This window comes from Massilia sp. W12 (assembly GCF_037300705.1).
Classification (GTDB): domain Bacteria; phylum Pseudomonadota; class Gammaproteobacteria; order Burkholderiales; family Burkholderiaceae_D; genus JACPVY01.
The window spans coordinates 3,554,217-3,580,505 of the sequence record NZ_CP147776.1 but is presented as its reverse complement, the minus strand read 5'-3'; the positions used below and the strand labels follow the sequence as shown (position 1 = coordinate 3,580,505).

The 26,289-nt window shown below is 52.1% G+C and carries 21 protein-coding genes; 15 read left to right on the top strand and 6 right to left on the bottom strand.

Going from position 1 to position 26,289, the window contains the following annotated elements; genetic code table 11:
* Window positions 1-13: 13 nt before the first annotated feature.
* Window positions 14-595 (bottom strand): PEP-CTERM sorting domain-containing protein, encoded by a 582-nt coding sequence (locus tag V8J88_RS14350; RefSeq protein WP_338844830.1) that lies wholly within the window; start codon window positions 593-595, stop codon window positions 14-16.
* 932 nt (window positions 596-1,527) lie between these two features.
* On the opposite strand from V8J88_RS14350, the gene V8J88_RS14345 reads away from it, so the two are divergent.
* The 14 genes from V8J88_RS14345 (at window position 1,528) to V8J88_RS14280 (ending at window position 20,176) form a co-directional block, all read left to right on the top strand.
* Window positions 1,528-2,766, top strand: a complete 1,239-nt coding sequence (locus V8J88_RS14345; protein WP_338844829.1) for a hypothetical protein — start codon at window positions 1,528-1,530, stop codon at window positions 2,764-2,766.
* Window positions 2,767-3,074: 308 nt separating this feature from the next.
* Window positions 3,075-6,011, top strand: a complete 2,937-nt coding sequence (locus tag V8J88_RS14340; RefSeq protein ID WP_338844828.1) for a glycoside hydrolase family 99-like domain-containing protein — start codon at window positions 3,075-3,077, stop codon at window positions 6,009-6,011.
* An 8-nt stretch (window positions 6,012-6,019) separates the two neighbouring features.
* Window positions 6,020-7,186, top strand: a complete 1,167-nt coding sequence (locus V8J88_RS14335; RefSeq protein ID WP_338844827.1) for a glycosyltransferase — start codon at window positions 6,020-6,022, stop codon at window positions 7,184-7,186.
* 79 nt (window positions 7,187-7,265) lie between these two features.
* Window positions 7,266-7,979, top strand: a complete 714-nt coding sequence (locus tag V8J88_RS14330) for a class I SAM-dependent methyltransferase (protein WP_338844826.1) — start codon at window positions 7,266-7,268, stop codon at window positions 7,977-7,979.
* Window positions 7,979-9,013 carry a dehydrogenase gene (locus V8J88_RS14325; RefSeq protein ID WP_338844825.1) on the top strand — a complete coding sequence of 345 codons (1,035 nt, stop codon included), beginning with the start codon at window positions 7,979-7,981 and terminating at the stop codon, window positions 9,011-9,013. The genes V8J88_RS14330 and V8J88_RS14325 overlap by 1 nt, the downstream gene beginning before the upstream one ends.
* Window positions 9,001-9,597 carry a D-sedoheptulose 7-phosphate isomerase gene (locus V8J88_RS14320; protein WP_338844823.1) on the top strand — a complete coding sequence of 199 codons (597 nt, stop codon included), beginning with the start codon at window positions 9,001-9,003 and terminating at the stop codon, window positions 9,595-9,597. Before V8J88_RS14325 ends, V8J88_RS14320 begins: the two co-directional genes overlap by 13 nt.
* Window positions 9,597-10,295, top strand: coding sequence for a nucleotidyltransferase family protein (locus V8J88_RS14315; protein WP_338844821.1), 699 nt, complete (start codon window positions 9,597-9,599; stop codon window positions 10,293-10,295). Before V8J88_RS14320 ends, V8J88_RS14315 begins: the two co-directional genes overlap by 1 nt.
* Entirely contained in the window at window positions 10,276-10,830 is a 555-nt protein-coding gene (locus V8J88_RS14310; RefSeq protein ID WP_338844819.1) for an HAD family hydrolase, read from the top strand. Before V8J88_RS14315 ends, V8J88_RS14310 begins: the two co-directional genes overlap by 20 nt.
* 82 nt (window positions 10,831-10,912) lie before the next feature.
* Window positions 10,913-12,139, top strand: coding sequence for a dGTP triphosphohydrolase (gene dgt / locus V8J88_RS14305; RefSeq protein ID WP_338844817.1), 1,227 nt, complete (start codon window positions 10,913-10,915; stop codon window positions 12,137-12,139).
* A 431-nt stretch (window positions 12,140-12,570) separates the two neighbouring features.
* Window positions 12,571-15,426 (top strand): 2-oxoglutarate dehydrogenase E1 component, encoded by a 2,856-nt coding sequence (locus V8J88_RS14300; RefSeq protein ID WP_338844815.1) that lies wholly within the window; start codon window positions 12,571-12,573, stop codon window positions 15,424-15,426.
* Between the two features lie 103 nt (window positions 15,427-15,529).
* Window positions 15,530-16,771: a 2-oxoglutarate dehydrogenase complex dihydrolipoyllysine-residue succinyltransferase gene (gene odhB, locus V8J88_RS14295; protein WP_338844814.1), complete on the top strand. Its 1,242-nt coding sequence runs from the start codon at window positions 15,530-15,532 to the stop codon at window positions 16,769-16,771.
* A 96-nt stretch (window positions 16,772-16,867) separates the two neighbouring features.
* Window positions 16,868-18,295 (top strand): dihydrolipoyl dehydrogenase, encoded by a 1,428-nt coding sequence (gene lpdA / locus V8J88_RS14290; RefSeq protein WP_338844813.1) that lies wholly within the window; start codon window positions 16,868-16,870, stop codon window positions 18,293-18,295.
* Window positions 18,296-18,298: 3 nt separating this feature from the next.
* On the top strand, window positions 18,299-19,396 hold the full coding sequence (gene zapE / locus V8J88_RS14285) for a cell division protein ZapE (RefSeq protein ID WP_338844812.1): 1,098 nt from the start codon (window positions 18,299-18,301) through the stop codon (window positions 19,394-19,396).
* Window positions 19,397-19,405: 9 nt separating this feature from the next.
* Window positions 19,406-20,176: a hypothetical protein gene (locus V8J88_RS14280; protein WP_338844811.1), complete on the top strand. Its 771-nt coding sequence runs from the start codon at window positions 19,406-19,408 to the stop codon at window positions 20,174-20,176.
* Window positions 20,177-20,261: 85 nt separating this feature from the next.
* On the opposite strand, the gene V8J88_RS14275 is transcribed toward V8J88_RS14280, so the two are convergent.
* From V8J88_RS14275 to V8J88_RS14265, 3 genes are all read right to left on the bottom strand, one after another.
* Entirely contained in the window at window positions 20,262-20,642 is a 381-nt protein-coding gene (locus V8J88_RS14275) for a nuclear transport factor 2 family protein (RefSeq protein WP_338844810.1), read from the bottom strand.
* Window positions 20,643-20,716: 74 nt separating this feature from the next.
* Window positions 20,717-21,346 carry a hypothetical protein gene (locus tag V8J88_RS14270; protein WP_338844809.1) on the bottom strand — a complete coding sequence of 210 codons (630 nt, stop codon included), beginning with the start codon at window positions 21,344-21,346 and terminating at the stop codon, window positions 20,717-20,719.
* 238 nt (window positions 21,347-21,584) lie between these two features.
* Complete coding sequence (locus V8J88_RS14265; RefSeq protein ID WP_338844808.1) at window positions 21,585-23,963, bottom strand: tetratricopeptide repeat protein; 2,379 nt, start codon at window positions 23,961-23,963, stop codon at window positions 21,585-21,587.
* Between the two features lie 204 nt (window positions 23,964-24,167).
* On the opposite strand from V8J88_RS14265, the gene V8J88_RS14260 reads away from it, so the two are divergent.
* On the top strand, window positions 24,168-24,494 hold the full coding sequence (locus tag V8J88_RS14260) for a hypothetical protein (RefSeq protein ID WP_338844807.1): 327 nt from the start codon (window positions 24,168-24,170) through the stop codon (window positions 24,492-24,494).
* A 251-nt stretch (window positions 24,495-24,745) separates the two neighbouring features.
* Here V8J88_RS14260 and V8J88_RS14255 read toward each other — a convergent pair whose 3' ends face one another.
* A complete protein-coding gene (locus tag V8J88_RS14255) occupies window positions 24,746-25,555 on the bottom strand; it encodes a hypothetical protein (protein ID WP_338844806.1) in 810 nt (269 codons plus the stop codon).
* A gap of 9 nt (window positions 25,556-25,564) precedes the next feature.
* On the bottom strand, window positions 25,565-26,287 hold the full coding sequence (locus tag V8J88_RS14250; protein ID WP_338844805.1) for a hypothetical protein: 723 nt from the start codon (window positions 26,285-26,287) through the stop codon (window positions 25,565-25,567).
* Window positions 26,288-26,289 lie beyond the last annotated feature (2 nt).

Sequence of the window (26,289 nt, the reverse complement as noted above, 5' to 3'; positions counted from 1 at the left end):
ACAACAAGCCTGATCAAGCTTGTTTGCGGCGGCGTGAGAACAAGCCCAGCATCGCCAGACCGCCCAGCATCATGGCGTAAGTTTGCGCTTCCGGCACGGCGTTGGCAAACACATAGCGGTCAGTGTCATACAGGGCATTGAATTTGAATTTGACCGTATTCGCATTCAGGTATTCGATCCCGGTCAGACGCGCTTGGCCATTGCTGTAACGGCCCTGGCTGGAATAGGACTGCAGCATCAGCGGTTGCACGGTGGAATTGGCGAAGGACAGGGTGAATTCCGCCGGTACGCTCATCGAAATATTGCCGCCATTCGGCTCATGTGCACGCGTGCTTTCAGTCCAGAACAGCGTAAAGCCATTGTCAGACACATCGCCGTTCAAAGTCCAGCGGTGACCGAAATTATCAACGCTCAATGCGCTGAATTCAACGCCGGCGCCGACCTGGGCAGGGTTGCTGAAAACAGGCGTGCCAAATGCATTGTGAGAGAAGCTCAGACTCGCGAAATCGCCGTTATAACCGGCGTGTGCGAGTGCGGGCAGGGTGGCGATAGCGGCAGTGGCGAGCAAGCGTGCAGCAAAGTTCAATTTCAGCATGTAATCCTCAGTATGGTGGTGCATCGTCTGCTTCTGAAGGCAGACATTGCGTGACGGTGAGTCTGTCGGTGCAATCCCGGCATGTGATTGTTTCTAATTGTTTCCGGTATGGCAAATGTAGCAGGGTTGCAATTTTGGTGTCAATGACTTTTCACAGGAAAATGGCAATCTTGTTGCTGTCAGAGCGCATATTACTCTTCACCACTTTCAGACATGTTTGTCAACAAACATGGCGGGCCGGCTCGCCATCAGCTTCCCAGGGAGAGCACAGATCCAGTGTTCACGAATGAACTTCAGTGAGTCATGTGCACTGCTTGCTGTTTTGAAAAAAAGGGGACAAACAAGCGCTTTGCAAGCAGAAAGAACGCGCGTCGCTGCTTGTATAATTTTCAGACTGCTGCCTCTGCTGCACTTGAGCTGAGCGTGCAAAGCTGCAATAACGGGAAAATGCAGTCAGATGCTGTATGATTGCCATCAAGCCAAACTTGTTGCAAATGATACAGCCCAAGGAGGCCTGCACCAGAGCTGGATGGATGTGCAATCGAGCCTCAGCTAAGCCATATGTATGACAGGTTAAGCCGTGTTCGTATTGAGCGGCTAATGGTATGACGGCAAGTTGTAACGATGCCGTCCGAACGCAGGCATCAGGTTTGGATGGAAGTCCCGTCACGTATTATGGCTGTTTGCAGTGACGACATAATCCGGTTTGCTGCAGCGAGCGGTTTGGCATGGACTGACTATGAGGCATTGGATGCGGGAAAAGTGCTCAAGTTGACAGCCCGTGCAGCGTTGCAAAAAATGTGAATGCATGAGGGAAGCAAGATGGCGTAACACAGCGGAAAATTGTTGAAGTTAAACTGACAGCGTACGCAAATTTCAAAAAAAGCGACGCAAAATTATCCAGCCGGCAACTCGGGAAGAAGGTGTGTAGCATGCAACTCACATTGAAAAATTATAATATATATAACTTAGATGTATTACAAGGGAGTCTGGAGGGTGTGAAAGAAGGTGTAAGGTGGAATTACATCTTTGAATTGACGGGATGGTGCGCAATCGGGGGGAGGAACATAGAGCGTATAATTTTTGAGGTAGATGACAACCCTATATCGCCAATTAACGTCGAGCTTCAAGATAGGCCTGATCTTACCGCCAACGATATTAATGGTAAGGGATTCTCAATTTGGCTGCCTTTTTATCTTTTCACAAGAGAAGTGTCAGTATGTAAGCTGAAAATAATTGCGGATGATGGCAGTTATTATCACTTTGTTGAATTTGAGTTACATGTAAATTTAACCAAATTCCGCAGAAAGAGCCAGTATAAAGAGGTGCGTATTGCTCCATTGTTCAGTATGGGGCGGAGTGGTTCATCAGGTTTAATGAAATTGATGAAGGATAAGGAATATGTCAATATTCCAGGCACTGCGCCGTATGAAACAAGAGCCGTGACTTATTTGTGCGCACGCACACTCTTAACAATTCGAACATTGAGCGCACAGTTCTGTGCAAACTTTACCGATCTGATGTTCTTTAAAAATGACATGATCTTCTTCGATGCGCCGGCAATAGCGAAAGCGCAAAAAGAAGAAGTTGATGCAATAATTGTCAATTCTGCATTGAATGGGCTTAACAAAGGGATTTCGGATTATCTTGAAATGGCGGAAGAAGATCAATACTATGTTGAAAAAATTTCAAGTTCCGGAATTGAATGTTTGTGCTTGCTTAATTTGCTGTATGAAACAAAAGGTATAGTATTGATTCGCGATTTAAGGGATTTGATCTGTTCAACCCGTCAATATAAACTACGCTTCCCAAATTCAGATTTTACAGATTTCAGTACAGAGCAGGAGTATAAAGAACTCCGGGCAATCGCACAACAAATGATATGTGTGTTGAAAACATTCCCGCAGTGGCATGTGGTTCGCTATGAGGAGATGGTTAAAGATCCGGGCAAAGTGAGCAAACAGCTGGATCGCTATTTCGGCAAAAAAGCGAAGAAAAAACAAAAACGGCAAACGGCAGGAGGGGCCGCAGAGTTTGAAAAAGAACATGTTACCTCTGAAACAATCGATTTGAGCGTGGGGCGCTGGAAGAATGATGCGTATTTCATGGAAAGAATCGAGTGGTTTAATATGTACTTGAAAGATGTTAATGAGCACTTTGGTTACCAATAAGCACAGCAAGGAAGTTGGATGACGCATTGCGTCTATTGGCATGAAGATATGCCGTGTTAATATCAAACAACGGCAATGTGCGTGGATAAAATTTGCTCGGCGTGAAACCAGTGGGCAATGAAGATAGCAGAGTCCAAGCCAGTATCAACCTTAATTATGAGAGCATGATTAAGGTTGAAGCATTTGATTGGCCGGAGTGGCTCGCTTGTGATCAGTATTGTGGTTGACTGCAGGAAACAAGGTGAGGCAGATGTTGCCTTGAATTACTAACATGCTTTTTTGTTTTGCGGATGATTATGGACAGTGATGTGGAATTCAACTATTGTATCCAGCATTTTGAAGGTCAGACTTTAATAGGTTGGGTGTACAGTGAAATCGGCGAAGCAACAGTCGATTTGATGGTGGGGGATGTCTGCTTGCAAACCTGTGTGGCAAACATATATTCCAAAGAGGCTAAAGAAGAGTTGGGTGAGCCATTTCGTGGTTTCATGTTTGACTTCTCGAAAGTCGGCGTAATGCCGGACGCTTTCCAATTGAGAATAGAGCGGGATTCAATTGTTGGCTGGGTAGATGTGGTTGCTGCCGATATTGTTAAGCGTCCGCGTAGCAAAGGGAACAAAAAACTTATCGAAGTTGAAAACAAACGCATTGCGGTTGTTGATTTGGTGGAAATGATTTGCCTCAGTAAATTGTTGGATGTTGTGCATTTGACTCGGCAAAAGGTGGAAACTGCGAACATTGTGGAATTCGTGGAAAAGTACATCGAAGATAAAAAATTATGGCCTTTGTCGATCAATATTCTCTTTTGGGGACAATGGTATAGCGATACTTATCTGAAAGGGATTCCTGTCGCACCTTTGGTGCATTATTTGATGACGAATGGCGTAAATAGTAATCCCAATCCTATTTTTGATACTCCATGGTTTATGCGTGAGTATGAATTAACGCCTGAATTATATGATTTTGATAATCACAGAACTCCGCTGCTGGATTATATGGAGAACCATGATCAGTATTATGCGACAAGCGTAATATTCGATGGGCGATATTATCTCGATCAGAATCAGGATGTACGTGAAGCAAAAGCCAATCCGCTGTCACACTTTTTCTTGCATGGTGAGCAGGAGAAGCGGAAGAGTTCGCCATATTTATCACCCGAAAAGCACGGCAAAACAGTTGGTAATCCGTTGATTTTGCTTTGGGATAATATTCAATTTGGCGAAGAAGCATACGATGAATATGAAAATGATTATCGTATGATGAAAAAGAAAATTGATGCAATAGCCCCATTTATCGGAAAACGTGCGCCTGACAGTGAAACTGTTGCTGATTCATTTGAAAAAATGCAAGAGGCAATCAAGGAGCGCTTTAATAATGTCAAAGCAGCTGAATATCAAATTGACATTATCATCCCTTTTTATAATGGATTTGATTATCTGCAAACCTGCGTTGACAGCATCTTAACCTCTGAAAACGAGAGCTTGTATCGTATTTTGCTGGTGAATGATGGCTCAACTGAAGATAGTTCTGTATTGGAAAAGTATAAGCAATTTAAAAACGTAAAAATTCTGGAAAAAGAGAATGAAGGGTATCTCTTATCTTGCAATTTCGGGGCAAAACAGGCTAAGGCTGAATATCTGGCGATTATAAACAGTGATGTGGTGGCGCCGGATTATTTTGTTGATGATATGTTGGCGATTCTCAAAAAACATCCACAACTGGGGGTGTTAGCGCCAACCGTGTTTTACCCAAATGGCGTTATCCAAGAGCAAGGTGGCTTTTTCAATGAGAATGGTGAGGCAAAATGGATAACTGCCTATCAAAAAGGTGAGAATGCCGATGAATATAAGAAAGTTGAATATGCATCGGGGGTGGCATTCTTTTTGAAACGAAGCACTTGGGTTAAACTGAATGGTTATGACCCCAAATATGCACCTGCATATTGTGAAGACACCGACCTGTGTATTCGCGCCCAAAAAATCGGCTTGGAAGTCGGCGTTGCGAAAAATGTGTTGTTGTGGCATGCATTGTCTCAAAGCTATAAGCAAAAAAGCAGCTTTTCCGCAGAAGATGCATTGAATGAGGAAAAGCTTAAAAAGAACAAGCACTATCTGTCGGCGACTAATACGATTAAATTAGTGGAAACACATGAATCGTTCTTTGCTGAACGGAAGGCGCCTCGTGTTATTGCTTTTTATTTGCCGCAATATCACCAAATTCCTGAGAATAATAAATTCTGGGGACGCGGGTTTACTGAGTGGAGAAATGTCACCAAGGCATTGCCTGTGTATAAAGGACATGCTCAGCCAATTTTGCCGACTGCGACCGGTTTTTATGACTTGAATTGTGAAGAAGTCGAAGAATTTCAGTTTTCGATTGCGCGGAAATATGGCATTGATGCCTTCTGTTACTATTTTTATTGGCTGGATAATAAGCATATCCTGAATTTACCGCTGCGCCGCAGGGTGAGCGGAAAGCATAAATTCCCGTTTTGCATCTGTTGGGCCAATGAAAACTGGACACGTGCTTGGGATGGTCAAAGCAAGAGTATTTTGATGGAGCAGAAGTACGACCGTGAGTCAATGACTGCAATGTTTCAGGAAATGATTAAATTGCTTGACGTGCCTGAGTATATTACTGTCAATGGTAAGCCACTGGTTTTGATCTATAATCATCGGGCGATCCCTGAATGTAAACAAAATCTGGCTTTCATGAGGGAATACTTTATCCACAACGCTAAATGTGAACCATACATTGCTCTGGTTGAGTCGTTTTCAACGTTTGACTCTACATTCCATCCTTCAAATTTTGAAGCGGATGCATTGGTGTCATTTGCACCACATGGTTTGGCACAGGGGTTGCCGAAAGAACGTTTTGAGCTACTTGAGCCGGAAAATTTCGGTGGTGGTTTTTATGATTATGAGCAGACGGCAATTAACTTCCTGCGGAGACAAACTCCGAATTACACCAAAATGCAATGCGTGATGCCTGGTTGGGATAATACGGCCCGTCGTGGTCAAGATGCGGGAATTTTTCCAAACAGTGCGCCAGGCAAATATCGGGCATGGTTGGAAGCTGCGCTGCACTTGCAGAAACAGACCACTTTAGGCGACGAGCAGTGTGTCTTTGTGAATGCATGGAATGAATGGGCGGAGGGGGCAATTCTTGAACCATCGGTACAGAATGGTTATGCATTTCTGGAAGCTACTTACGATGCAAAAATGAAAATCAAGAAGTTTTACTGAGGACTTACATGATTAAGATTATTGGACATCCCTTCAGCAGTATCGGCATGGGCGAGCATCCGCGCGCAATTTTTCAATCCCTGCTGAGCTTGGGCGTGAATGCGCAGTTGGTCAATGTTTATCCGGAATATACCGGTGATCTTGGGACAAACAGCTACAAGCGGTTTGTGCAACACGCTTCATTCAGGTTAAGTGAAGAAATCAATATCTTTGCCATTAATGCCGATGAGGTTGATGGCGCTTTGTCCCGACTGTTTTCCCGAGGTGATAATAAACAGCGCTTCAAATCGGCTTACAACATCATCTATCCAGCCTGGGAGTTGTCAAAATTTCCGGAAATATACTATAGGGCGCTAAGAGATTTTGATGAGGTCTGGACACCATCTGCATTTGTGCAGCAATCGATTGCAGGTTCAAACACCAGGAATATGCCAGTTGTGAATATGCCCTTGGCGGTTGATATTGCCGACCCCTTGTTTTATCGGCGCACAGACTTACAGATGAGTGAAGATGCGTTTGTGTTTAGCTTCTTCTATTCAAATTCATCCTATGTGCAGAGGAAAAACCCTGAACTTATTTTACGAGCATTTGATATGCTGGTAAATAAGTTGCCCGACCTTGATTTACAGTTGTACATTAAAGCCAATCCTAGTGGCGCTGAAAAATGGCAGTGTTTGCCAGAGTTGGAAGCCTTGGTGGAAAAATGCGATAACCGCAACCAAGTAAAAATCGTGGTTGAGGAATGGTCGCCTGATAAGGTTTATAACATGTTGCGTCTGTCCGATGCCTTTATATCATTGCACCGCTCGGAAGGGTTCGGACGGGGAATGGCGGAAGCGATGTTTTTTGAAACACCGGTGATATGCACGGGCTATTCCGGCAATATGGATTTTTGTAACAGTGGCAATGCTTTCCTGGTGGAACATGAATTGGTAGCGCTGCAGGCCGGCGATTATCCGCATTGGAAAGATCAGGTTTGGGCTGAGCCATCCCTTGAATCGGCCTGCTTGCAGATGGAAGCTGTGATTTTCAATGAGAAATTGAAAGCGCAAAAGATCAAAACCGCTAAGAGTGAACTGATGCGTAACAACTCTTTTGCGGCAACCGGCAAGCGCTATCTGGAGCGTTTATTGGCGATTCAAGCCACCAAGGCGCCGACCGCGTCTGCTGCTTGAGCAGCACAGTTCTTTCGCCGCAGCCAGGCATAACAGTTTTTTGTGGAGTGACTTGATGAGGGAATGCAGCAAATCAATCATGCGCCGTTTGGCGGACCCCAATTTTATTAACCGTTATTTTAAAGGTCACGGTTTGGATATCGGCGGTAAGCCCGACCCGCTATCGCTCTATGCTGAGCTGTTTTGCCAGGTGCAGTCGATTCGCACTTGGGATTGGGATGATGGGGATGCGCAACAGTTGGCTGGGGTGCAGGATGCTGTGTATGACTTTGTACACAGCAGCCATTGCCTGGAGCATATTGTCGATCCGATAGAAGGAATTAATAATTGGTTGCGAGTTCTGAAGCCGGATGGTTATTTAATTATCACGGTTCCTGATGAAGATTTGTATGAGCAAGGAGTTTTCCCTAGCACTTACAATCTTGACCATAAGTGGACTTTCACTATATTCAAGCATCAATCCTGGAGTGCGCGTTCAATCAATTTGATCGAAATGGTCAAGACATTGGGGCCGGCAGCTGAGCTGGTGCGCTTGGAGCAATTGTCCTCGACCTATCGCTTTTCTCTGCCAAGAAGTGATCAAACCCGAACTCCGATTGCCGAGTGCGGCATTGAAATGGTTATCAGAAAGCGTCCACTGCATGAAATTGAGGCGCATGGACGCTGGCAAAGGACTGCAGAGCAACCGCCGCGCGAGCTGAGAATTCATCTGAATCAATATAAAAATGATCAGATGACTTTGAGAAAAGCGAATGTGGACAATCCACCGTTCACCGACGAAGGCGATATCTAATGATGGCGACAATTGTGCGTGCCCGGGCGCCATTACGCTTGGGCTTGGCTGGTGGTGGAACGGACGTGGCGCCATTCTGCGATCTTCATGGCGGGTATGTCTTGAATGCGACCATCGATCGCTATGCGCATGCAAGCATCAGTGTTTTGCAGGAACCACAGATTCGGTTCAATGCGACGGATCTTGGCATGTCATCTTGCTTTGAGCTGGATGCAGGGATGCCGCATGATGGTGTGTTGGACTTGCATAAGGCAGTCTATCAACGCATGATGCGCGAATACAATGGCGGCGTTGCGATTCCTCTTGAATTAACCACCTACTGCGATGCGCCGGCAGGCTCGGGATTGGGATCTTCTTCCACCTTGGTGGTAGTGATGATCCGCGCCTTTGTAGAGTTATTGAATCTGCCGTTAGATGATTATGCGGTGGCGCAACTTGCTTTTCAAATTGAGCGGGTGGATTGTGGTCTGCAGGGAGGGCGGCAAGATCAATATTCAGCAACTTTTGGCGGCTTTAATTTCATGGAGTTTTATGAAAATGGCCGTACAGTTGTGAATCCATTGCGGATCAAAAATTGGATCATTTGCGAGTTGGAAGCATCGATGGTGCTGTTTTACATTGGCGTCTCGCGTGAGTCTGCCAGAATCATTGCAGATCAGAGCAGTAATGTGAAATCAGGCAATGAAGATGCGCTTGCTGCAATGCATGAATTAAAGCGTGAAGCTTTGAAAATGAAGGAGTGCCTGCTGAAAGGTGATTTTGATGGAATCGTTGAATCATTATTGCAAGGGTGGGCAAGTAAAAAGCGTTCAGCAAAGACTGTTTCCAATCCATTAATTGATGAAATTTATCAGGCGGCATTAAATGCCGGTGCATTGGCAGGGAAAGTGTCAGGGGCCGGTGGTGGTGGTCATATGATTTTCTTTGTCAAACCTGAACGGCGGATTGAGTTGATTCAGGCATTGAAGAATTTCAATGGTCAAGTTAATAATTGCAACTTTACAAAATATGGAACGCAAGCATGGCGAGTATAGTGCATGAATTTATCATTGGGCAAATCAATCAAGCCCGGGATATTGCTGAGAAAATGGCGGCGGATCAGGCTTTGGTCAATACTGTGGCCGCAGCGGCGGCTGCTTGCGTGACTTGTATGCGCAAGGGGGGGAAAATCCTTTTAGCCGGGAATGGTGGCAGCGCTGCAGATGCACAGCATATTGCCGGCGAATTTGTCAGTAGATTTGCATTTGATCGGCCAGGTTTGTCCGCGATCGCATTAACCACCGACACTTCGATCTTAACCGCTATTGGCAATGATTATGGCTATGACTTATTGTTTGCGCGGCAAGTGCAGGCGCATGGCGCGCAAGGTGATGTGTTTATTGCGTATTCCACTTCGGGTAAATCCAGAAACATTATCCGCGCCTTGAGCGAGGCGAAAAAAGTTGGCTTGACGACAATTGGTTTTACCGGCATGCGAAAAGGAGAGATGGCGGAATTGTGTGATTACCTGTTCGAGGTTCCATCGGTGGATACTCCTAAAATTCAAGAGGGGCACTTGATTTTGGGTCACATTTTATGTGGTATTGTGGAGAACGAAATTTTCGGGTCAGATAAGTGATGGAAGCAATTATTTTAGCAGGCGGGTTGGGCACCCGCTTGCGGCATTTAGTGCCTGATCTGCCAAAGCCAATGGCTGTGGTTGGTGGCAAGCCGTTCCTTGAAATTGTGTTGCAACGCTTGGCGGCTGCCGGTTTTGAGCATATCGTTTTGTCTATTGGCTACATGTCCGAAAAAATCATTAGTCATTTTGGCTCGCAGTTTCAGGGAATGCGGCTAAGTTATGAGATCGAAACTTCACCTTTGGGCACAGGGGGGGCTTTGCGCAATGCCTTGGATGTGTGTAAAACTGATCATGCTTTTGTGTTGAATGGTGATTCTTATTTGGAGTTGGATTATCAAGCTCTTGAAGATATGTGGTGTGCACAGCGTATGCCCGTAATTGTCGGACGGCGCGTGGAGGATGTGGCGCGTTATGGTCAATTAGTAGTGGATGGAAAGCATGTGCTTGATTTTTTGGAAAAAACAGGGCAGGGCGCGGGGGTGATTAATGCTGGCTGCTATGTCTTGCCAAAAACAATACTGAATGATTTTGCCAGAGATAGTGTTTTTTCTTTGGAGTCAGATTTTTTAGCGCCGCAAGTACGCTTGCAGGATTTTTTGGTCTACGTGGCTGAAGGTTATTTCATTGATATTGGCATTCCACAAGACTATTTACGTGCGCAACAGGAGATGGCCGGTGGAAAATTTGCAGCCTGAAAAAGGTTTATTCCTGGATCGGGATGGGGTTATAAACATAGATTACGGTTATGTTTATCGGCAAAGTCAATTTGAGTTTGTCGATGGCATTTTTGATATTTGTCGTGCTGCGGTGCAGCGTGGATATAGTATATTTGTAGTAACAAATCAGGCTGGAATAGGGCGCGGGTATTATAGCGAACAGGATTTCGAAGAATTGATGAGCTGGGTGCGAGCGCAATTTGCTGCACAAGACTGTCCGATCCGCGAAGTGTATTACTGTCCGACGCATCCTGAATTTGGTGTGGGCGCTTATAAATGCGCCTCTCTGCGCAGAAAGCCGCAGCCAGGCATGATTTTAGATGCGGTGCGGGATTTTAAGGTTGATTTAGCAGCGTCAATTCTGGTAGGGGATAAAGAAAGCGATATTCAAGCCGGTCTGGCTGCAGGAGTCGGCAGAAATTTCTTATACGCCAGCGGAGAGGGGCGGCGAGAGCTGCAGACTCGTGCGGACGCGGTGCTGACTGATTTGCGGGATTTACTTGCCTTATTGTAGCGGGCAAAGTCCATATGCCGTTCTCATGCTGCTGGAGTTCGCGTCCAGCCTTGGACGTGCGGATACAGACTGAGAGGATTTTATGTACGACCAGCAAACCAGGGAATTTGCCCGGGAAGAAGAAAACCGCATCGCCTGTCTGGAATACCGGATGGTGGAGCACAGCGATGGCCGTGGCGATGGTCGTGAGGAGTGCATGCGCGATTATGCGCGCGTGCTGTATTCCTCTTCCTTTCGCGCACTGCAGGGCAAGATGCAATTGCTGGGCGTGGACGCCAACCGCTTCAACCGCAACCGTTTAACCCACAGCCTGGAAGTGGCGCAAATTGCGCGCTCGATTGCCGCCAGCCTCGGGCTGCAGCAAACCGTGGTGGCGGAAACCTGTTCATTGGCGCATGACATCGGCAACCCGCCATTCGGCCATCATGGCGAAGATATATTGCATGAGCTGTGCGGCGCGATTGGCGGTTATGAGGGCAATGCGCAAGCCTTCCGCACCTTGCGCACTTTGGAACGCAAACATCATGCCTACGACGGCTTGAATCTGACCGTGCGCACGATGTTTGGCATCACCAAATATTTTTACCGCGCCAAAGACAATCCGAAAAAATTTCTGTATCCCGACGATTATCAATTCCTGCAAGAGCAATTGGATGCGCATGGCGTCACGCTGCGCAAAAGCATTGATGCGCAAATCATGGATCTGGCCGATGAAATCGCTTACGCCGCGCATGATCTGGAAGACGCCTTGAGTTTTGGCATTATTTCATTGGGCGAAATCGTGCATGAATTTTGCATCGATCCTTTATACAGTGAGGGCTATCTGATTTTTTCCGAGATTGCGTGCGATGTGCAGGAAGAAGCGTTGCGCGCCAAGCGGCTGGGCACCTCTGAAGAATATTCCATCGTCTTGCGCAAAGAATTGACTTCGCGCATCGTCAACCGTCTGTGCCGCGATATCAGCGTGGTCGGCGCGGCAGGGCAGGAGCGCTTGGGCTATCGCCAGCTGGGACAGCTGGCGCGCGGCCTGAAAGTACTGCTGTTTCGCGCCGTGACGCGCAAGCGCGATATTCAGTTTTATGAAAAACGCGGCGAAAAAGTGATACGCGGTTTATTTGCCGCCTTGACCGATGCCGGCTTCAATCGCGGCGGCATGCTCTTGCCGGCGGAATTGCGCGTGCTGCAAGACCGTTTTCCATTGCAGCGTCTGGTGGCCGACTATATTTCCGGCATGATGGATGCATTTGCGGCGCAGGAATATGAGCGCCTGTTCGGCCCGAAAAGCCTGGAAGTGCTGTGGCAAGCCTGATGGCGGCGGCGCGCAAATGCCGCTTGTGCCGCTTTGCGCAGCGTTGCCATGGATAAATCCTGATACAAAGAAATTGCTTTTGGCACAAGCCTGTTTATGCTATCCTTGTGACTGAATGCTCTCATCTGGCGGGCATTTTTTTTCGCCAAATGATTGTCAAATTCTGTGCAAGACAAGAGGCAAAAAAAGCGCTTTGCGTTTCCGCTGGAATTTCGAGCTGTGACTCCTTCCCCACATACTTGATGAAGGGCGGTCTGTGACAAAGCGCTTGCAGCGTTGCAGTCCCTCTCCCAGTGCGGGGGATTGCGGCGCTGTGGCAGATGTTTGCCGCAGTCCCCCGATGTGCAATCCGCTAACCGGTCAGGCCGTGTCGCGGAAGGTTAGATTAACCCGCCCCATACTCGCGAAGCGCGAAGAAAGGTGAGCAAAAAATGATGCAGCAATACAAAGCCAATTCCTACCTGTTTGGCGGCAATGCGCCATACGTCGAAGAACTCTACGAAGCTTATCTCGACAACCCCGGTTCGGTGCCCGATAACTGGCGCGCCTATTTCGACGCGATGCAAAACGTGCCCGCCGTGGACGGCTCCAGCCGCCCTGACGTGGCGCATGCCCCGGTGCTCGCCTCCTTCGCTGAGCGCGCCAAACAAGGCCCGATCCGCACCGTTTCTGCGGCGGCGGATGCGGAAATGGCCAGAAAGCGCATCGCTGTCACCCAACTCGTCGCCGCTTATCGCTATCTGGGCAGCCGCTGGGCCAATCTCGATCCGCTGCAGCGCCAGGAACGCCCGGTGATTCATGAACTGGAGCCGTCTTTCTACGGTTTCACCGATGCCGATATGGACATCGTGTTCAATATCAGCAATACCTACTTCGGCGGCGAAACCGCCAGTCTGCGCGATTTGCTCAACGCACTGCGCGACACCTACTGCCGTTCCATCGGCGCAGAATTCATGTATATCAGCGACCCGTCGGAAAAACGCTGGTTGCAACAAAAGCTGGAATCGATCCGCTCCACTCCCAGCTTCAACGCTGAAAAGAAAAAGCACATCCTCGAACGTCTGACCGCCGCTGAAGGTCTGGAACGTTATCTGCATACCCGTTACGTTGGTCAAAAGCGCTTCTCCCTGGAAGGCGGCGAAAGCTTTATCGCCGCAATGGATGAAGTGATCCAGCGCGCCGGTGAGCGCGGCATTCAGGAAATCGTGATCGGCATGGCGCATCGCGGCCGCCTGAATGTGCTGGTCAACACTCTGGGCAAATCGCCGGGGGATCTGTTTGAAGAATTTGAAGGCCGTCATGGCGACGACCTGCCGTCCGGCGACGTCAAATACCATCAGGGCTTCTCGTCTGACATCGCGACTGCCGGCGGCCCGGTGCATCTGTCGCTGGCGTTCAACCCCTCGCATCTGGAAATCGTCAACCCGGTGGTGGAAGGCTCCTGCAAGGCGCGGATGGAACGCCGGGGCGATAAAGACGGTTCGCAAGTGTTGCCGGTGCTGGTGCACGGCGACGCGGCATTTGCCGGCCAGGGCGTGGTGATGGAAACCCTGAATCTGGCGCAAACCCGTGGTTACGGCACCGGCGGCACAGTGCATATCGTGATCAATAACCAGATCGGTTTCACCACCTCCGACCCGCGCGACGCCCGTTCCACGCTGTATTGCACCGACGTGGTGAAGATGATCGAAGCACCGGTGTTCCACGTCAATGGCGACGACCCGGAAGCAGTCGTGCTGGCGACCCAGTTCGCGCTCGACTATCGCATGGAATTCAAGAAAGACGTGGTGGTGGACATCGTTTGCTTCCGCAAACTCGGCCACAATGAGCAAGACACCCCGGCACTGACCCAGCCGCTGATGTATAAGCGCATCGGCCAGCATCAGGGCACGCGCGCACTGTTCGCCGAGCGCTTAACCGCGCAAGGCACGCTGGCGCCGAATGAATCGGATGAAATGATCAAAACCTACCGTGCGGCGATGGAAGCCGGGCGCCACACCGTGGATCCGGTCATCTCCAACTTCAAGAATAAGTATGCGGTGGATTGGATGCCCTTCCTCAACCGCAAGTGGACGGATGTGGCTGACACCGCTGTCCCGCTGACCGAACTCAAGCGCATTGCCGCGCGTTTGACGGAAGTGCCGGAAGGCTTCAAGGTGCATCCGCTGGTCGAGCGCGTGCTGGGCGACCGCGCCGCCATGGGCCGTGGTGAAATGAATCTGGACTGGGGCATGGGCGAACATATGGCTTTCGCCACCCTGTTGGCTTCCGGCTATGCTGTGCGCCTGACCGGCCAGGACGCCGGGCGCGGCACCTTTGTGCACCGTCACGCCGTGCTGCACGATCAAAACCGTGAGCGCTGGGACGCCGGCAACTATGTGCCGCTGCAAAACATCAGCGATAAGCAAGCCACCTTCACCATCATCGACTCGGTGTTGTCGGAAGAAGCAGTGCTCGGCTTTGAATACGGTTATTCCACCGCAGAACCGAATACCCTGACCATCTGGGAAGCGCAATTCGGCGACTTCGTCAATGGCGCGCAAGTGGTGATTGACCAATTCATCGTCTCCGGCGAAGTGAAGTGGGGCCGCGCCTCCGGCCTGGTGATGATGCTGCCGCACGGCTATGAAGGCCAAGGCCCGGAACACTCTTCGGCCCGTCCTGAGCGTTTCCTGCAGCTGTGCGCAGACAACAATATTCAAGTGGTGCAGCCGACCACCGCCGCGCAGATTTTCCATCTGCTGCGCCGCCAAATGATCCGCATGTTCAGAAAGCCGCTGGTGATCCTGACGCCGAAATCCTTGCTGCGCAACAAAGACGCCGGTTCGCCGCTGTCTGATCTGGCCAAGGGCGCTTTCCAGACCGTGATCGGCGAAGTGGACGAAAAGATCGACGCCAAGAAGGTCAAGCGCGTCATCGCCTGCTCGGGCCGTGTGTATTACGACCTGGTGAATGCGCGTAAAGAACGGGCGCAAAACGATGTCGCCATCATCCGCATTGAACAGCTGTATCCGTTCCCGCACAAAGCTTTTGCTGCGGAACTCAAGAAATATCCGAATCTGGCGGAGGTGGTGTGGGCGCAAGACGAGCCGCAAAATCAAGGCCCGTGGTTCCAGACCCAGCACAATATTTTTGAAAACATGGAAGCCGGCCAGCGTTTGGCGTATGCCGGCCGCGCAGCCAGCGCCTCGCCTGCCGTGGGTTACTACGACAAGCACTATGCGCAGCAAAAGGGCTTGCTCGACACCGCGTTTTCCAAGCTCAAAGGCTTTGTGCTGACCAAATGACAATTTGCGTCAAGCGCAGGCACAGGCCGCGCTTGACGTGTTTAACTGAATTTTGTGCGCGACCCACACCCCGTTGCGCCGTTTGAAGATACCGGAGAATTACATGGCAATCATTGAAGTGAAAGTACCGCAATTGTCGGAATCCGTGGCGGAAGCCACTTTGCAAGCTTGGCATAAAAAAGCGGGTGAAAAAGTTGAACGCGACCAGAATCTGGTTGACGTGGAAACCGATAAAGTGGTGCTGGAACTGCCTTGCCCTGGCGCCGGCGTGCTGACCCAAATCGTCAAGGGCGATGGCAGCACCGTGGTGGCAGGCGAAATCATCGCTTATATCGATACCGAAGCCAGCGTCGGCGCCGCACCGGCCGCCGCCGCCGCACCGGCTGCCGCAGCAGCTCCGGCCAGCGCCGACAAACCCGGCGCCGGCAGCGCCATGCCGTCCGCCGCCAAACTGATGGCGGAACACAAGATTGACCCGGAACACCTGGAAGGCACTGGACGCGACCGCCGCATCACCAAGGGCGATGTGGTGCGCAAGCTGGAAGAGGGCGCCGCCGCCCCGGCTCCGGCTCCGGCTCCGGTTGCAGTGCAGACCAAAGCCCCGCTGCAGCAAGTCGCCGCCCCCAGCAACCTGGATTTGGGCGACCGCCCGGAACAGCGCGTGCCGATGAGCCGCTTGCGCGCCCGTATCGCCGAGCGCCTGGTGCAATCGCAATCCACCAACGCCATTTTGACCACCTTCAACGAAGTCAATATGCTGCCGGTGATGGAGTTGCGCAACAAATACAAAGACAAGTTTGAGAAAGAACATGGCGTCAAGCTGGGCTTCATGTCCTTCTTTGTCAAAGCCGCTGTCGCCGCCCTCAAGAAATACCCGATTTTGAACGCCTCGGTGGATGGCAATGACATCGTGTACCACGGCTACTTTGATATCGGCATTGCGGTCGGTTCGCCGCGCGGCCTGGTGGTGCCGATTCTGCGCAATGTGGATCAAATGAGCATTGCTGAAATCGAAAAGAAAATCGGCGAATTCGGCGTCAAAGCCAAGGATGGCAAGCTGACCCTGGACGAATTGACCGGCGGCACCTTCTCCATCAGCAATGGCGGCGTGTTCGGCTCCATGCTCTCGACCCCGATCATCAACCCGCCGCAATCGGCGATTCTGGGCGTGCACGCCACCAAGGAACGCGCGGTGGTGGAAAATGGCCAGATCGTGATCCGCCCGATGAACTACCTGGCGATGTCTTACGACCACCGCATCATCGATGGTCGCGAAGCCGTGCTGGGTCTGGTGGCGATGAAAGAAGCGCTGGAAGATCCGGCCCGTCTGTTGCTCGATCTCTAATCACACAACAGCATCAAACGCCGCCGCCAGGCGGCGTTTGACTGCTTGCCGGAAAGCAGGGGATGGCAAACCCCCATTATTTATTCAGGAAATGCAATGAGCCAACAATTTGATGTCGTAGTCATCGGCGCAGGCCCAGGTGGGTATATCGCCGCAATCCGCGCCGCGCAACTGGGTCTGTCGGTGGCCTGTATCGACGAATGGAAAAACGCCGCCGGCGGCCCGGCCCCGGGCGGCACTTGCACCAATGTCGGCTGCATTCCGTCCAAAGCCCTGCTGCAATCGTCGGAGCATTTCGAGCATGCCGCGCACGGCTTTGACGAACACGGCATCGGCATGGACAATCTGCGCCTGGATCTGGGCAAGATGCTGGAGCGCAAAAACAAAATCGTCAAACAAAACAATGACGGCATTTTGTTCCTGTTCAAGAAAAACAAAGTCACCTTCTTCCATGGCCGTGGCAGCTTCGCCGGGCGCTCGGAAGATGCTTACGCCATCAAAGTCAGCGGCGACAAACCGGCCGAATTGATCGCCAAACAAGTCATCATCGCCACCGGCTCCAACCCGCGCGAATTGCCGGGCGCGCCGTTTGATGAAAAACGTATTTTGTCGAATACCGGCGCGCTGGCGATTGACGCCGTGCCGGAAAACCTGGGCGTGATCGGGGCCGGCGTGATCGGCCTGGAAATGGGCAGCGTGTGGCGCCGCGTCGGCGCCAAAGTCACCGTGCTGGAAGCGATGCCGGCCTTTTTGGCGGCGGTCGATGAGCAAATCGCCAAAGAAGCGCAAAAGCTGCTGGTCAAGCAAGGTCTGGACATCAAACTCGGCGTCAAGCTGGGCAAGATCAGCGCCGACGATAGCGGCGTCTCGGTCGAATATGAAAACGCCAAAGGCGAAGCGCAAAGCCAGCGTTTTGACCGCCTGATCATCTCGATTGGCCGCGTGCCCAACACCATCGGCCTGGATGCCGAAGCCGTCGGTCTGGCGTTGGATGAGCGCGGCTTCGTCAAAGTCGATGACGACTGCAAAACCAATCTGCCCGGCGTGTGGGCGGTGGGCGACGTGGTGCGCGGCCCGATGCTGGCGCACAAAGCCGAGGAAGAGGGCGTCGCCGTGGCGGAGCGTATCGCCGGCCAGCATGGCCATGTGAATTTCAACACCATCCCCTGGGTGATCTACACCTCGCCGGAAATCGCCTGGGTCGGTAAAACCGAACAGCAATTGAAAGCGGAAGGCGTGGAATACAAAGCCGGCACATTCCCGTTTATGGCGAATGGCCGCGCGCGCGCCCTGGGCGACACCTCCGGCATGGTGAAATTCCTGGCCGACGCCAAAACCGATGAAATTCTGGGCGTCCACATGGTGGGGCCGATGGTCTCTGAATTGATCGCCGAAGCCGTGGTGGCGATGGAATTCCGCGCCGCCGCTGAAGACATTGCGCGTATCTGTCACGCTCATCCGTCCCTCTCGGAAGCCACCAAGGAAGCCGCGCTGGCGGTGGATAAGCGCACCTTGAATTTCTAAAGCATGAACGTCACCGAGTACTACCAGGATGCGCTGGCGCGGCGTGCATATCAGGCCGACCCGGCGCAACTGGCGGCGGTGGCGCGCCTGCAGCAGGCGTTTGATGAATGGACGGCGTATAAAGCGCGCCGCTCCAACAGCATCACACGCTTGTTAGTGCGTCCCCCCTTGCCGCGCGGCGTCTATTTGTGGGGCGGCGTCGGGCGCGGCAAGTCGTTTTTGATGGACAGCTTTTACTCGGTCTTGCCGCTGGTGCGCAAGACCCGGCTGCACTTCCACGAATTCATGCGCGGCGTACACCGCCAGCTGGACGAACTCAAGGGACAGCCCGACCCCTTGAAAGAAGTCGCCAAGCGCGTCGCGCGCAAATACCGCATGATCTGCTTCGATGAATTCCACGTCTCCGACGTGGCCGACGCGATGATCATGTACAACCTTTTATCCGCCTTATTTGAGCATGGCGTGTGTTTCGTCATGACATCCAATTACCGGCCTGACGACCTGTACCCGGATGGCTTGCACCGCGACCGCATGCTGCCCACCATTGCCCTGCTGAAAGAAAAGATGGATGTGGTCAATGTTGATGCCGGGATTGATTACCGCAAGCGTGTGCTGGAACAAGTGGCGGCGTACTACACCCCGCTCGGGCCGCAGGCCGATGCCGCGCTCACGCACGCCTTCGATGAAATCGCCGAAGTGGCCGACGCCAAGCCGGATATTGAAATCCTGGGCCGCAAATTGCGCGCCAGACGGCGCGCCGGCAGCATCATCTGGTTTGATTTCGCCACCCTGTGCGAGAGCGCGCGCTCGCAAAACGATTATCTGGAATTGGCCAGCCTGTATCACACGATTATCGTCTCCGGCGTGCCGGAAATGACGCCGGCGCAAGAATCGGCGGCGCGCCGCTTTACCTGGCTGATCGATGTCTTGTATGACTGCAAAGTCAAACTCTTATTATCAGCCGCAGTCGCGCCCGAACGCTTATATGTGCAAGGCGCGATGGCGAATGAATTTCAGCGCACCGTCTCACGCATCATCGAGATGCAGTCGGCGGAATACATGGCGACCCAGCAAAGGCTGGTGGCGCAAAATCTGGTCTGAGGAGCGCGCATGAAACGGGCAGTGGCGGGACTGATGGCCGGTTTGACCGGTTTTGCGCTGAACATGCCAGCGCAAGCGCAAAGCGATGTGGCGCAGGATGTGCAAAAACTGTTGCAACAATATCCCGGCCAGGTTTTCACCAATCTGGATGCCGCCAACGCCGCGCAAGAACAGGTCGCGCAATTGCGCAACGCCTTGCAGCAGCGTTTTCAAGCACAGGAAGCCGCCTGCTTGCCGCAGTTTTTCGCCGCCGCCTGCGTCGAAAACGCCAAAGAGGAATTGCGCCAGCAGCAAGCACAGCTGCACAAACTCGATATCGCTGCTGCGCGTTACAAGCGGGAACAGAGCTTGCAACAGCGGGAAAAAGAATTGAGCGAACGCCAGCGCGAACACCTCGAAGCCGGCCCGCGCATTTTGCAAGAGCACCAAAAACGCGAACAGGAGCGCGCCGAACGCGAACAGAAATGGGCGCAGGAAGACAGTGAAGAGCGCGCCCGCGCCGCCGCCAAACGCGCCCAGGAAAGCCAGCAAAGACGGGAACAAGCCGCCGCGCGGCAGCGCCGCCATGCCGCAGAATTGGCGGAAGCCGCCAAAAAGCGCGCCGATAATGAAGCCGAATATCTGAAAAAGCAGCAGGATTCAGAGCAACGCCAATTAGACCTGGCCAAGCGCAAACAGGAACGCTTGGAAAAGCAGGTGGAAGACAAACGCAAACAATTGCAAGAGCTGGAAAAACAGCAGGAACGCGCCAAGGCGGCGGTGGCCAGTCAGGGAAAATAAGGGGCGGGGCGCTGCGCCGGCAGAGTGCGCCCGCCAAACCGCAGTGCGGTTTGGCCTTGGCCGGCTGGCGCAGCCGGGAAGCGGCTTAATAACGCCGCAGCGCCTGGCACAAACGTTGCGGCGGCTCATACGCCACCGGCCAGAACTCAACGATTTCAGCAATCACATCATTTTCAAAGCGGAAAAAACTGATGCCCAATTCGTGCTCAGGTTTGCCGCGCTGTGGATGAAAGGCAATCCGCGTCACACCGCGCACGCCATCCACCACCAGTTCCTCAATTTTGCATTCCCAATCACCGGGCCAGGTGCTGAACAACTCCAGCAGACTTTGATCGCTATCAAGCCGCTCGCGCGTTTGCGGCAAGCGGTAATGTAATTCCGGGCTGAGCAAGACCTGCAAACCTTGCCAGTCGCGCCGATTGCTGCAATCCCAGAACCGTTCCAATAAATGATGATAGCCAGACATGTGTCCCTCATAAAACAAAACATACAAGTGATGAAATTATAACATATATGCATGTAATGTGTTGTGAAGTCCAATCATATCCATCCCAGTCCAATGCCGCCAGCCGCCAGGCAAAAGACCAGGGAATACAGCGCCGCCACCACTTTTACCTGCCGTTTGCGGCATGGCATGTCATACACCCAATACCCAACCAGAAAAAAGGGCAGATAGCCAAACAGTAAAATCGGCAAAGGAAATGCGGCCCCCCACCAGGGCCATTCCCACACCAGCATGCCCCAGTGATGTAAAGCCAGTTCCACCATCACGCACAGCGCGGCATTCACCACGGCAAACAGCAAACGGTTATTCACGCCCAGGATTTTCATGCCCGGATCTTTGGGCAGCAGCATGGTGGCGACCAAACCCATCAAGGCGAAATTGAAAGCGATTTCCAGATTCAAGCCCATGAAAATCAGGTAGGAAGAGGGGTGCCCAATCCCCCAGATCGGCGCAAACTGCGTGAAATGAAACACCAGCCCGTTCATGATTTCATTCAACCAATCCATGGCCCAAAACGCCAGCGCCGCCAGCACGCGCGACCAATTGCCCTGATCCGCTTCGCGCGCATAGGCATAGATCACGAGCAATAACAAAGGAATCATATGCCAGCCCATCTGGCTGCCATCGCGCAGCACGGACAGGCTGTGTTGACTGGTGGGGCTCATTTTTCAGCTCTCATGAAGGGGGTAAGGCTGGCAATGATAGCAGTGTGCGGAAGGCTGGCGGCATGCTGATTGCCGCTGATTGCAACAATATGCGGCAGGAGGGGGTATAAGCAGGGGGGGGGGGCACAGTTTGCAGCAAGTAACGAGGGGATTGGCGCTGATGTCAGGCGGGGAGGGGCTTTGCCAGCAAAGCGCAAGGAATCAATCTTGGCCGCTTAGTCTTGAAACCGGCGCCAGCTTAGACGCTCACATCACGCCAGTCAGCAAATGCATCGAGTGCGCTGACTTTATCCGCATCTAAAAACGCCGCCGCTAAGGCTTGCGCGAATTCCATTTCGGAGGCTGATAAGCGCTGACGTGCTTGCGCCAACATGGCGTCAAAATTCCAGTTGTAGCGTGCAAAATTTTGCATCAGGCAGGAATGAAAAACGCGCAAACTGGCGCTGGCGTCTTTGCCTTGCATGCGTTGGGTCAACCACAGTGCATAATGCGTTTCGGCACGATTGGCGGCATCGGTTTCATTAAAATATTGCGATGCTTGCAATAGGGTTTCTTCGCCTTTTGCAAACTCACCTTGCGCTGATAAAAGCTGGCCGTAGTTGCAAAGGTTGTTTGGATGCTTGGGATCCGCCTCAATGGCGCGCAGGTAAAACGCTTGTGCTTGTGGCAGATCGCCTTGCTTTTCGAGCATGATGGCATAGTTACCAAGAATTCCTGCGTGCTTGGGATCCGCCTCAATGGCGCGCAGGTAAAACGCTTGTGCTTGGGGCAGATCGCCTTGCTTTTCGAGAATGATGGCGTAGTTACCAAGAATGCCTGCGTGCTTGGGTTCCGCCTCAATGGCGCGCAGGTAAAACGCTTGTGCTTGGGGTAGATCGCCTTGCTTTTCGAGCATGAGAGTGTAGTTACCAAGAATTCCTGCGTGCTTGGGATCCGCCTCAATGGCGCGCAGGTAAAACGCTTGTGCTTGGGGCAGATCGCCTTGCTTTTGCAGCATGAGGGCGTAGTTACCAAGAATGCCTGCGTGCTTGGGATCCGCCTCAATGGCGCGCAGGTAAAACGCTTGCGCTTGGGGCAGATCGCCTTGCTTTTCCAGCATGAGGGCGTAGTTGCCAAGGTTGCCTGCATCATTTGGATCCGCCTCAATGGCGCGCAGGTAAAAAGCTTGCGCTTGGGGCAGATCGCCTTGTTTGTGCAGGAAATTGGCGTAGTTGCCAAGAATGTCTGCGTGCTTGGGATCCGCCTCAATGGCGCGCAGGTAAAAAGCTTGCGCTTGGGTCAGATCGCCTTGCTTTTCGAGCATGAGGGCGTAGTTGCCAAGGTTGTCTGCATCATCTGGATCCACCTCAATGGCGCGCAGGTAAAACGCTTGTGCTTGGGGTAGATCGCCTTGCTTTTCGAGCATGAGGGCGTAGTTGCCAAGGCAGATCGCGTGCTTGGGATCCGCCTCAATGGCGCGCAGGTAAAACGCTTGCGCTTGGGGCAGATCGCCTTGCTTTTGCAGCATGAGGGCGTAGCTGCCAAGGTTGTTCGTGTGCTTGGGATCGGCCTCAATGGCGCGCAGGTAAAACGCTTGTGCTTGGGGCAGATCGCCTTGCTTTTCCAGAAAATCGGCGTAGTTGCCAAGGTGGTCTGCATCATCTGGATCGGCCTCAATGGCGCGCAGGTAAAACGCTTGTGCTTGGGTCAGATCGCCTTGCTTCTGCAGCATGAGGGCGTAGTTGCCAAGGCAGATCGCGTGCTTGGGATCCGCCTCAATGGCGCGCAGGTAAAACGCTTGTGCTTGGGGTAGATCGCTTTGCTTTTCGAGCATGAGGGCGTAGTTGCCAAGGTTGTTCGCGTGCTTGGGATCCGCCTCAATCGCGCGCAGGTAAAACGCTTGTGCTTGGGTCAGATCGCCTTGTTCGTGCAATAAACTGGCGTAGTTGCCAAGGTTGTTCGCGTGCTTGGCATCCGCCTCAATGGCGCGCAGGTAAAACGCTTGTGCTTGGGGTAGATCGCCTTGCTTTTCGAGCATGAGGGCGTAGTTGCCAAGGTTGTCTGCATCATCTGGATCCACCTCAATGGCGCGCAGGTAAAACGCTTGCGCTTGGGTCAGATCGCCTTGCTTTTCTAAAAAATAGGCATAGGCGCCCAAAACACGCGCATCCTCAGGCTTTGCTGCACACCATCTCTTCAACAAATCTATAGTCAGCTCAGCATCAAGCTCATTGAGTCGGGTGAGCATCATCTTGCCAACATCAATATTGATATCAAACGAGACATGCGCTATTAAAAAACGGATAAATTGCCGGCCTGCTTCGTGCCCCAGTATCGCTGGCAATTCCGGCAGATCGGATTTGATCTGCAGAGGGGCGCTGACATTTTCGAACTTTACGAAAAGCCTGAAAATCAAAGCAACCAGTGCTTCCCCGGACACATCCATTTTTTGCAAGACGGCGGCGGCTTGCAAAGCATGCACATAATTCTTTATCTTGAGTGCATGCAGGCAAGTTTGCATTAAACTTTGTTTGTCATGCCCAACCCCGCGCAAAACCTGCCGCTCAATTTTTTGATACGCCTCGCTTAAATATCCCTTGCTTTGCCGTGATACATGCGGCTCTTCCGTCAGGGCCAAACGCGGGTGATAGGGAATCTCCAGTTCCAGCTTGAGCGCGCCGCCCCAGGCTTCATCAAAGGCTTGCTGCGCCTGGGCCTTGCGCTGGGCGCATAAATCGTCTTCGCCATTGGGTACCGGGCTGAGCACGATGTCAAACTTAGCCTGTCCCGCACTGCCAATACGCAGTTGGCGTAAAAAGCTGCTGGCGCCTTCAATGTTTTGTTGATTCAAGCCACTCAATACAATCAAATAGTCAGCCAAATCGCGCGTGCAGACGCCAGCTTCATCCGAAAAGCCGGTGCGGCTGTCCACCAATACATAATCCAGCTCTCCGCTTTCGGCGAGTTTTTTCTTCAAGGCGCGAATCAAGGGTTCGCCCACGCCATCTTCATACAGTTGCCGCAAATTGAGTTTTTCAAAGTTGGCGGTATAGTCCTGATTCAGCTTGCCTGCGGGCATGATGCGCAAACTGCCTTCGGCATGGCATTCTGTGAGTGCAAATTCATTGCTGTATTGCGCAATGACTTGCTGCATATCCGCAGCAAATAAATCCGCCTCGCTGCCACGCGCAAGCGCGTCCAACAGCAAATCGGTGACGCCAGATTGGGTTTGCTCACCCATGTTTTTGCGCAGCAAAAAGGACAGGCCGGGCGCTTCCAAATCCATATCAATCACCAGCACGCGAAAACCGCGTTTGGCCAGTAAGGCGGCGCAGTTAATCAGCGCCATGCTGCGGCCCACCCCGCCCTTGAAAGAGTAAAAGGTAATAAAGCGCGCGAGTATCGGGTTTTCAGTCATGTTCATGCAGACAGGCGGGGGGCGCCAATTGAAAGTCGTTGCTGATTGAACTGCTCACCAGAAAGATATGTTTGCAGTGCGGACAGTAAAGTAGGGTTGTGGCAGACATCGCGGCGCGCGTTTGACGGCGGCGCAGGTATCGGCTGTTTGGTTTCCAGCCAAGCCGCAATTGGTGTGGCAAACTTGGCGCGGCAAGACGGTAAGATGGCTTGAATCGCCTGCACAAAACGTTCGCGCTGCTCAAATTCCATGGTTTTCCAGGCCCGGTTCAGCTTCAGTTTGGTCGCGCCGCCTTCTTCTGCATCATCTGGCATCAGCGGCAGTAAATCCAACGCCTGCATTTTATCGCTGGCCAAAGCGCCCGAAATCGCGCGCGCGGCAAAATATGGGTCTTGTTGCAACACGTCACGCCAAAAAGTAAGCGGCTGCGGTGTGGTGTGCATGCTGAGTACGCTCAACACCGCATTTTTGATGGGCAGGGGCAAACAGGGCAAGTCTGGAAAGCGCGCCACCAAACCAAGCAGCAGGTGGATTTGTTCATGATCTTTATACTGGTCAACCAGTCCCAGCAATTCATGCAAATAGAGGCTGTCGCCTTGCGCGCTGTGGCAAAACTCGCGCAATAAATCCTTGCAGGCCTGCTGCAAAGAACGTCGGGTATGCGCTTGCAGTGTCAGCTCCAGGCGCATCAGGGCCAAATGCGCAGCCTCGTCCGGCAAGACGCGGGGCAGGGCTGCCTTGCCATGCAGCGCTTGCCTCAGCCAGGCGCTGATTTGCGCATGATCATAGTCGTCGAGGGGATGCGTACTCACTGTTTGCCCTTAGCTCTTAAACGTTTTATATGGCAACTGCAGACCGGCGCCGCTAATTTCCTGCAACACCACTTCCGGCATAGGCGGCAATGGCGTGGCATATGGCCTGGGGTAAGTGTAACCCCAAAATGCATCTGCATCGCCATGCGGGCGGAACAGCGGATTTTCCGCCGCATCGGCAATGGTGGGCCGGTGCAAGGCTGGCGCACCGGCCAGACGATGTTCCCATACCAAAGTAATGATGGGTTCGGTCATATTCAAGCCCAGCGCGGCAGTGATGCCGGCATAATTTTGTGGCAAGCCGGTAAATGGATTGCGTGCGCTGTCACGCTCGTCAAATGTTGCCCACAGGTTGTATTTGCCAAGCGATGCCTGGCGCAAGGCGGCAATAAAATCCGGGTCATGCTCTTCATCGAGCAAAAACTCTTTCGCTTCGTCTGCATTGAATTTGGAAGCCGGGCTTTGATTAATCCACCTTGCCTGATTTTTTACGGTGTTGACCCGGCCCAGCATGATTGGGGCCGTTGCCGTTGGCATCACACGCCCTCTGCGCCCATGCGCGTAGCAGGCGGCGCACCAAGCTTGTTTGGCTTGGCTGGGGTCGGGCGCGCTGGCGCCAAGTTCGTCGGCGAAACGTTGCAAAAGTGAGATAAAGTCAGACGATGGAAGAACATTTTCGCTATGCGCATTGGCTTGCAATTGCGCATCCAGCAGTGCAAAAGATTGTTGCACCA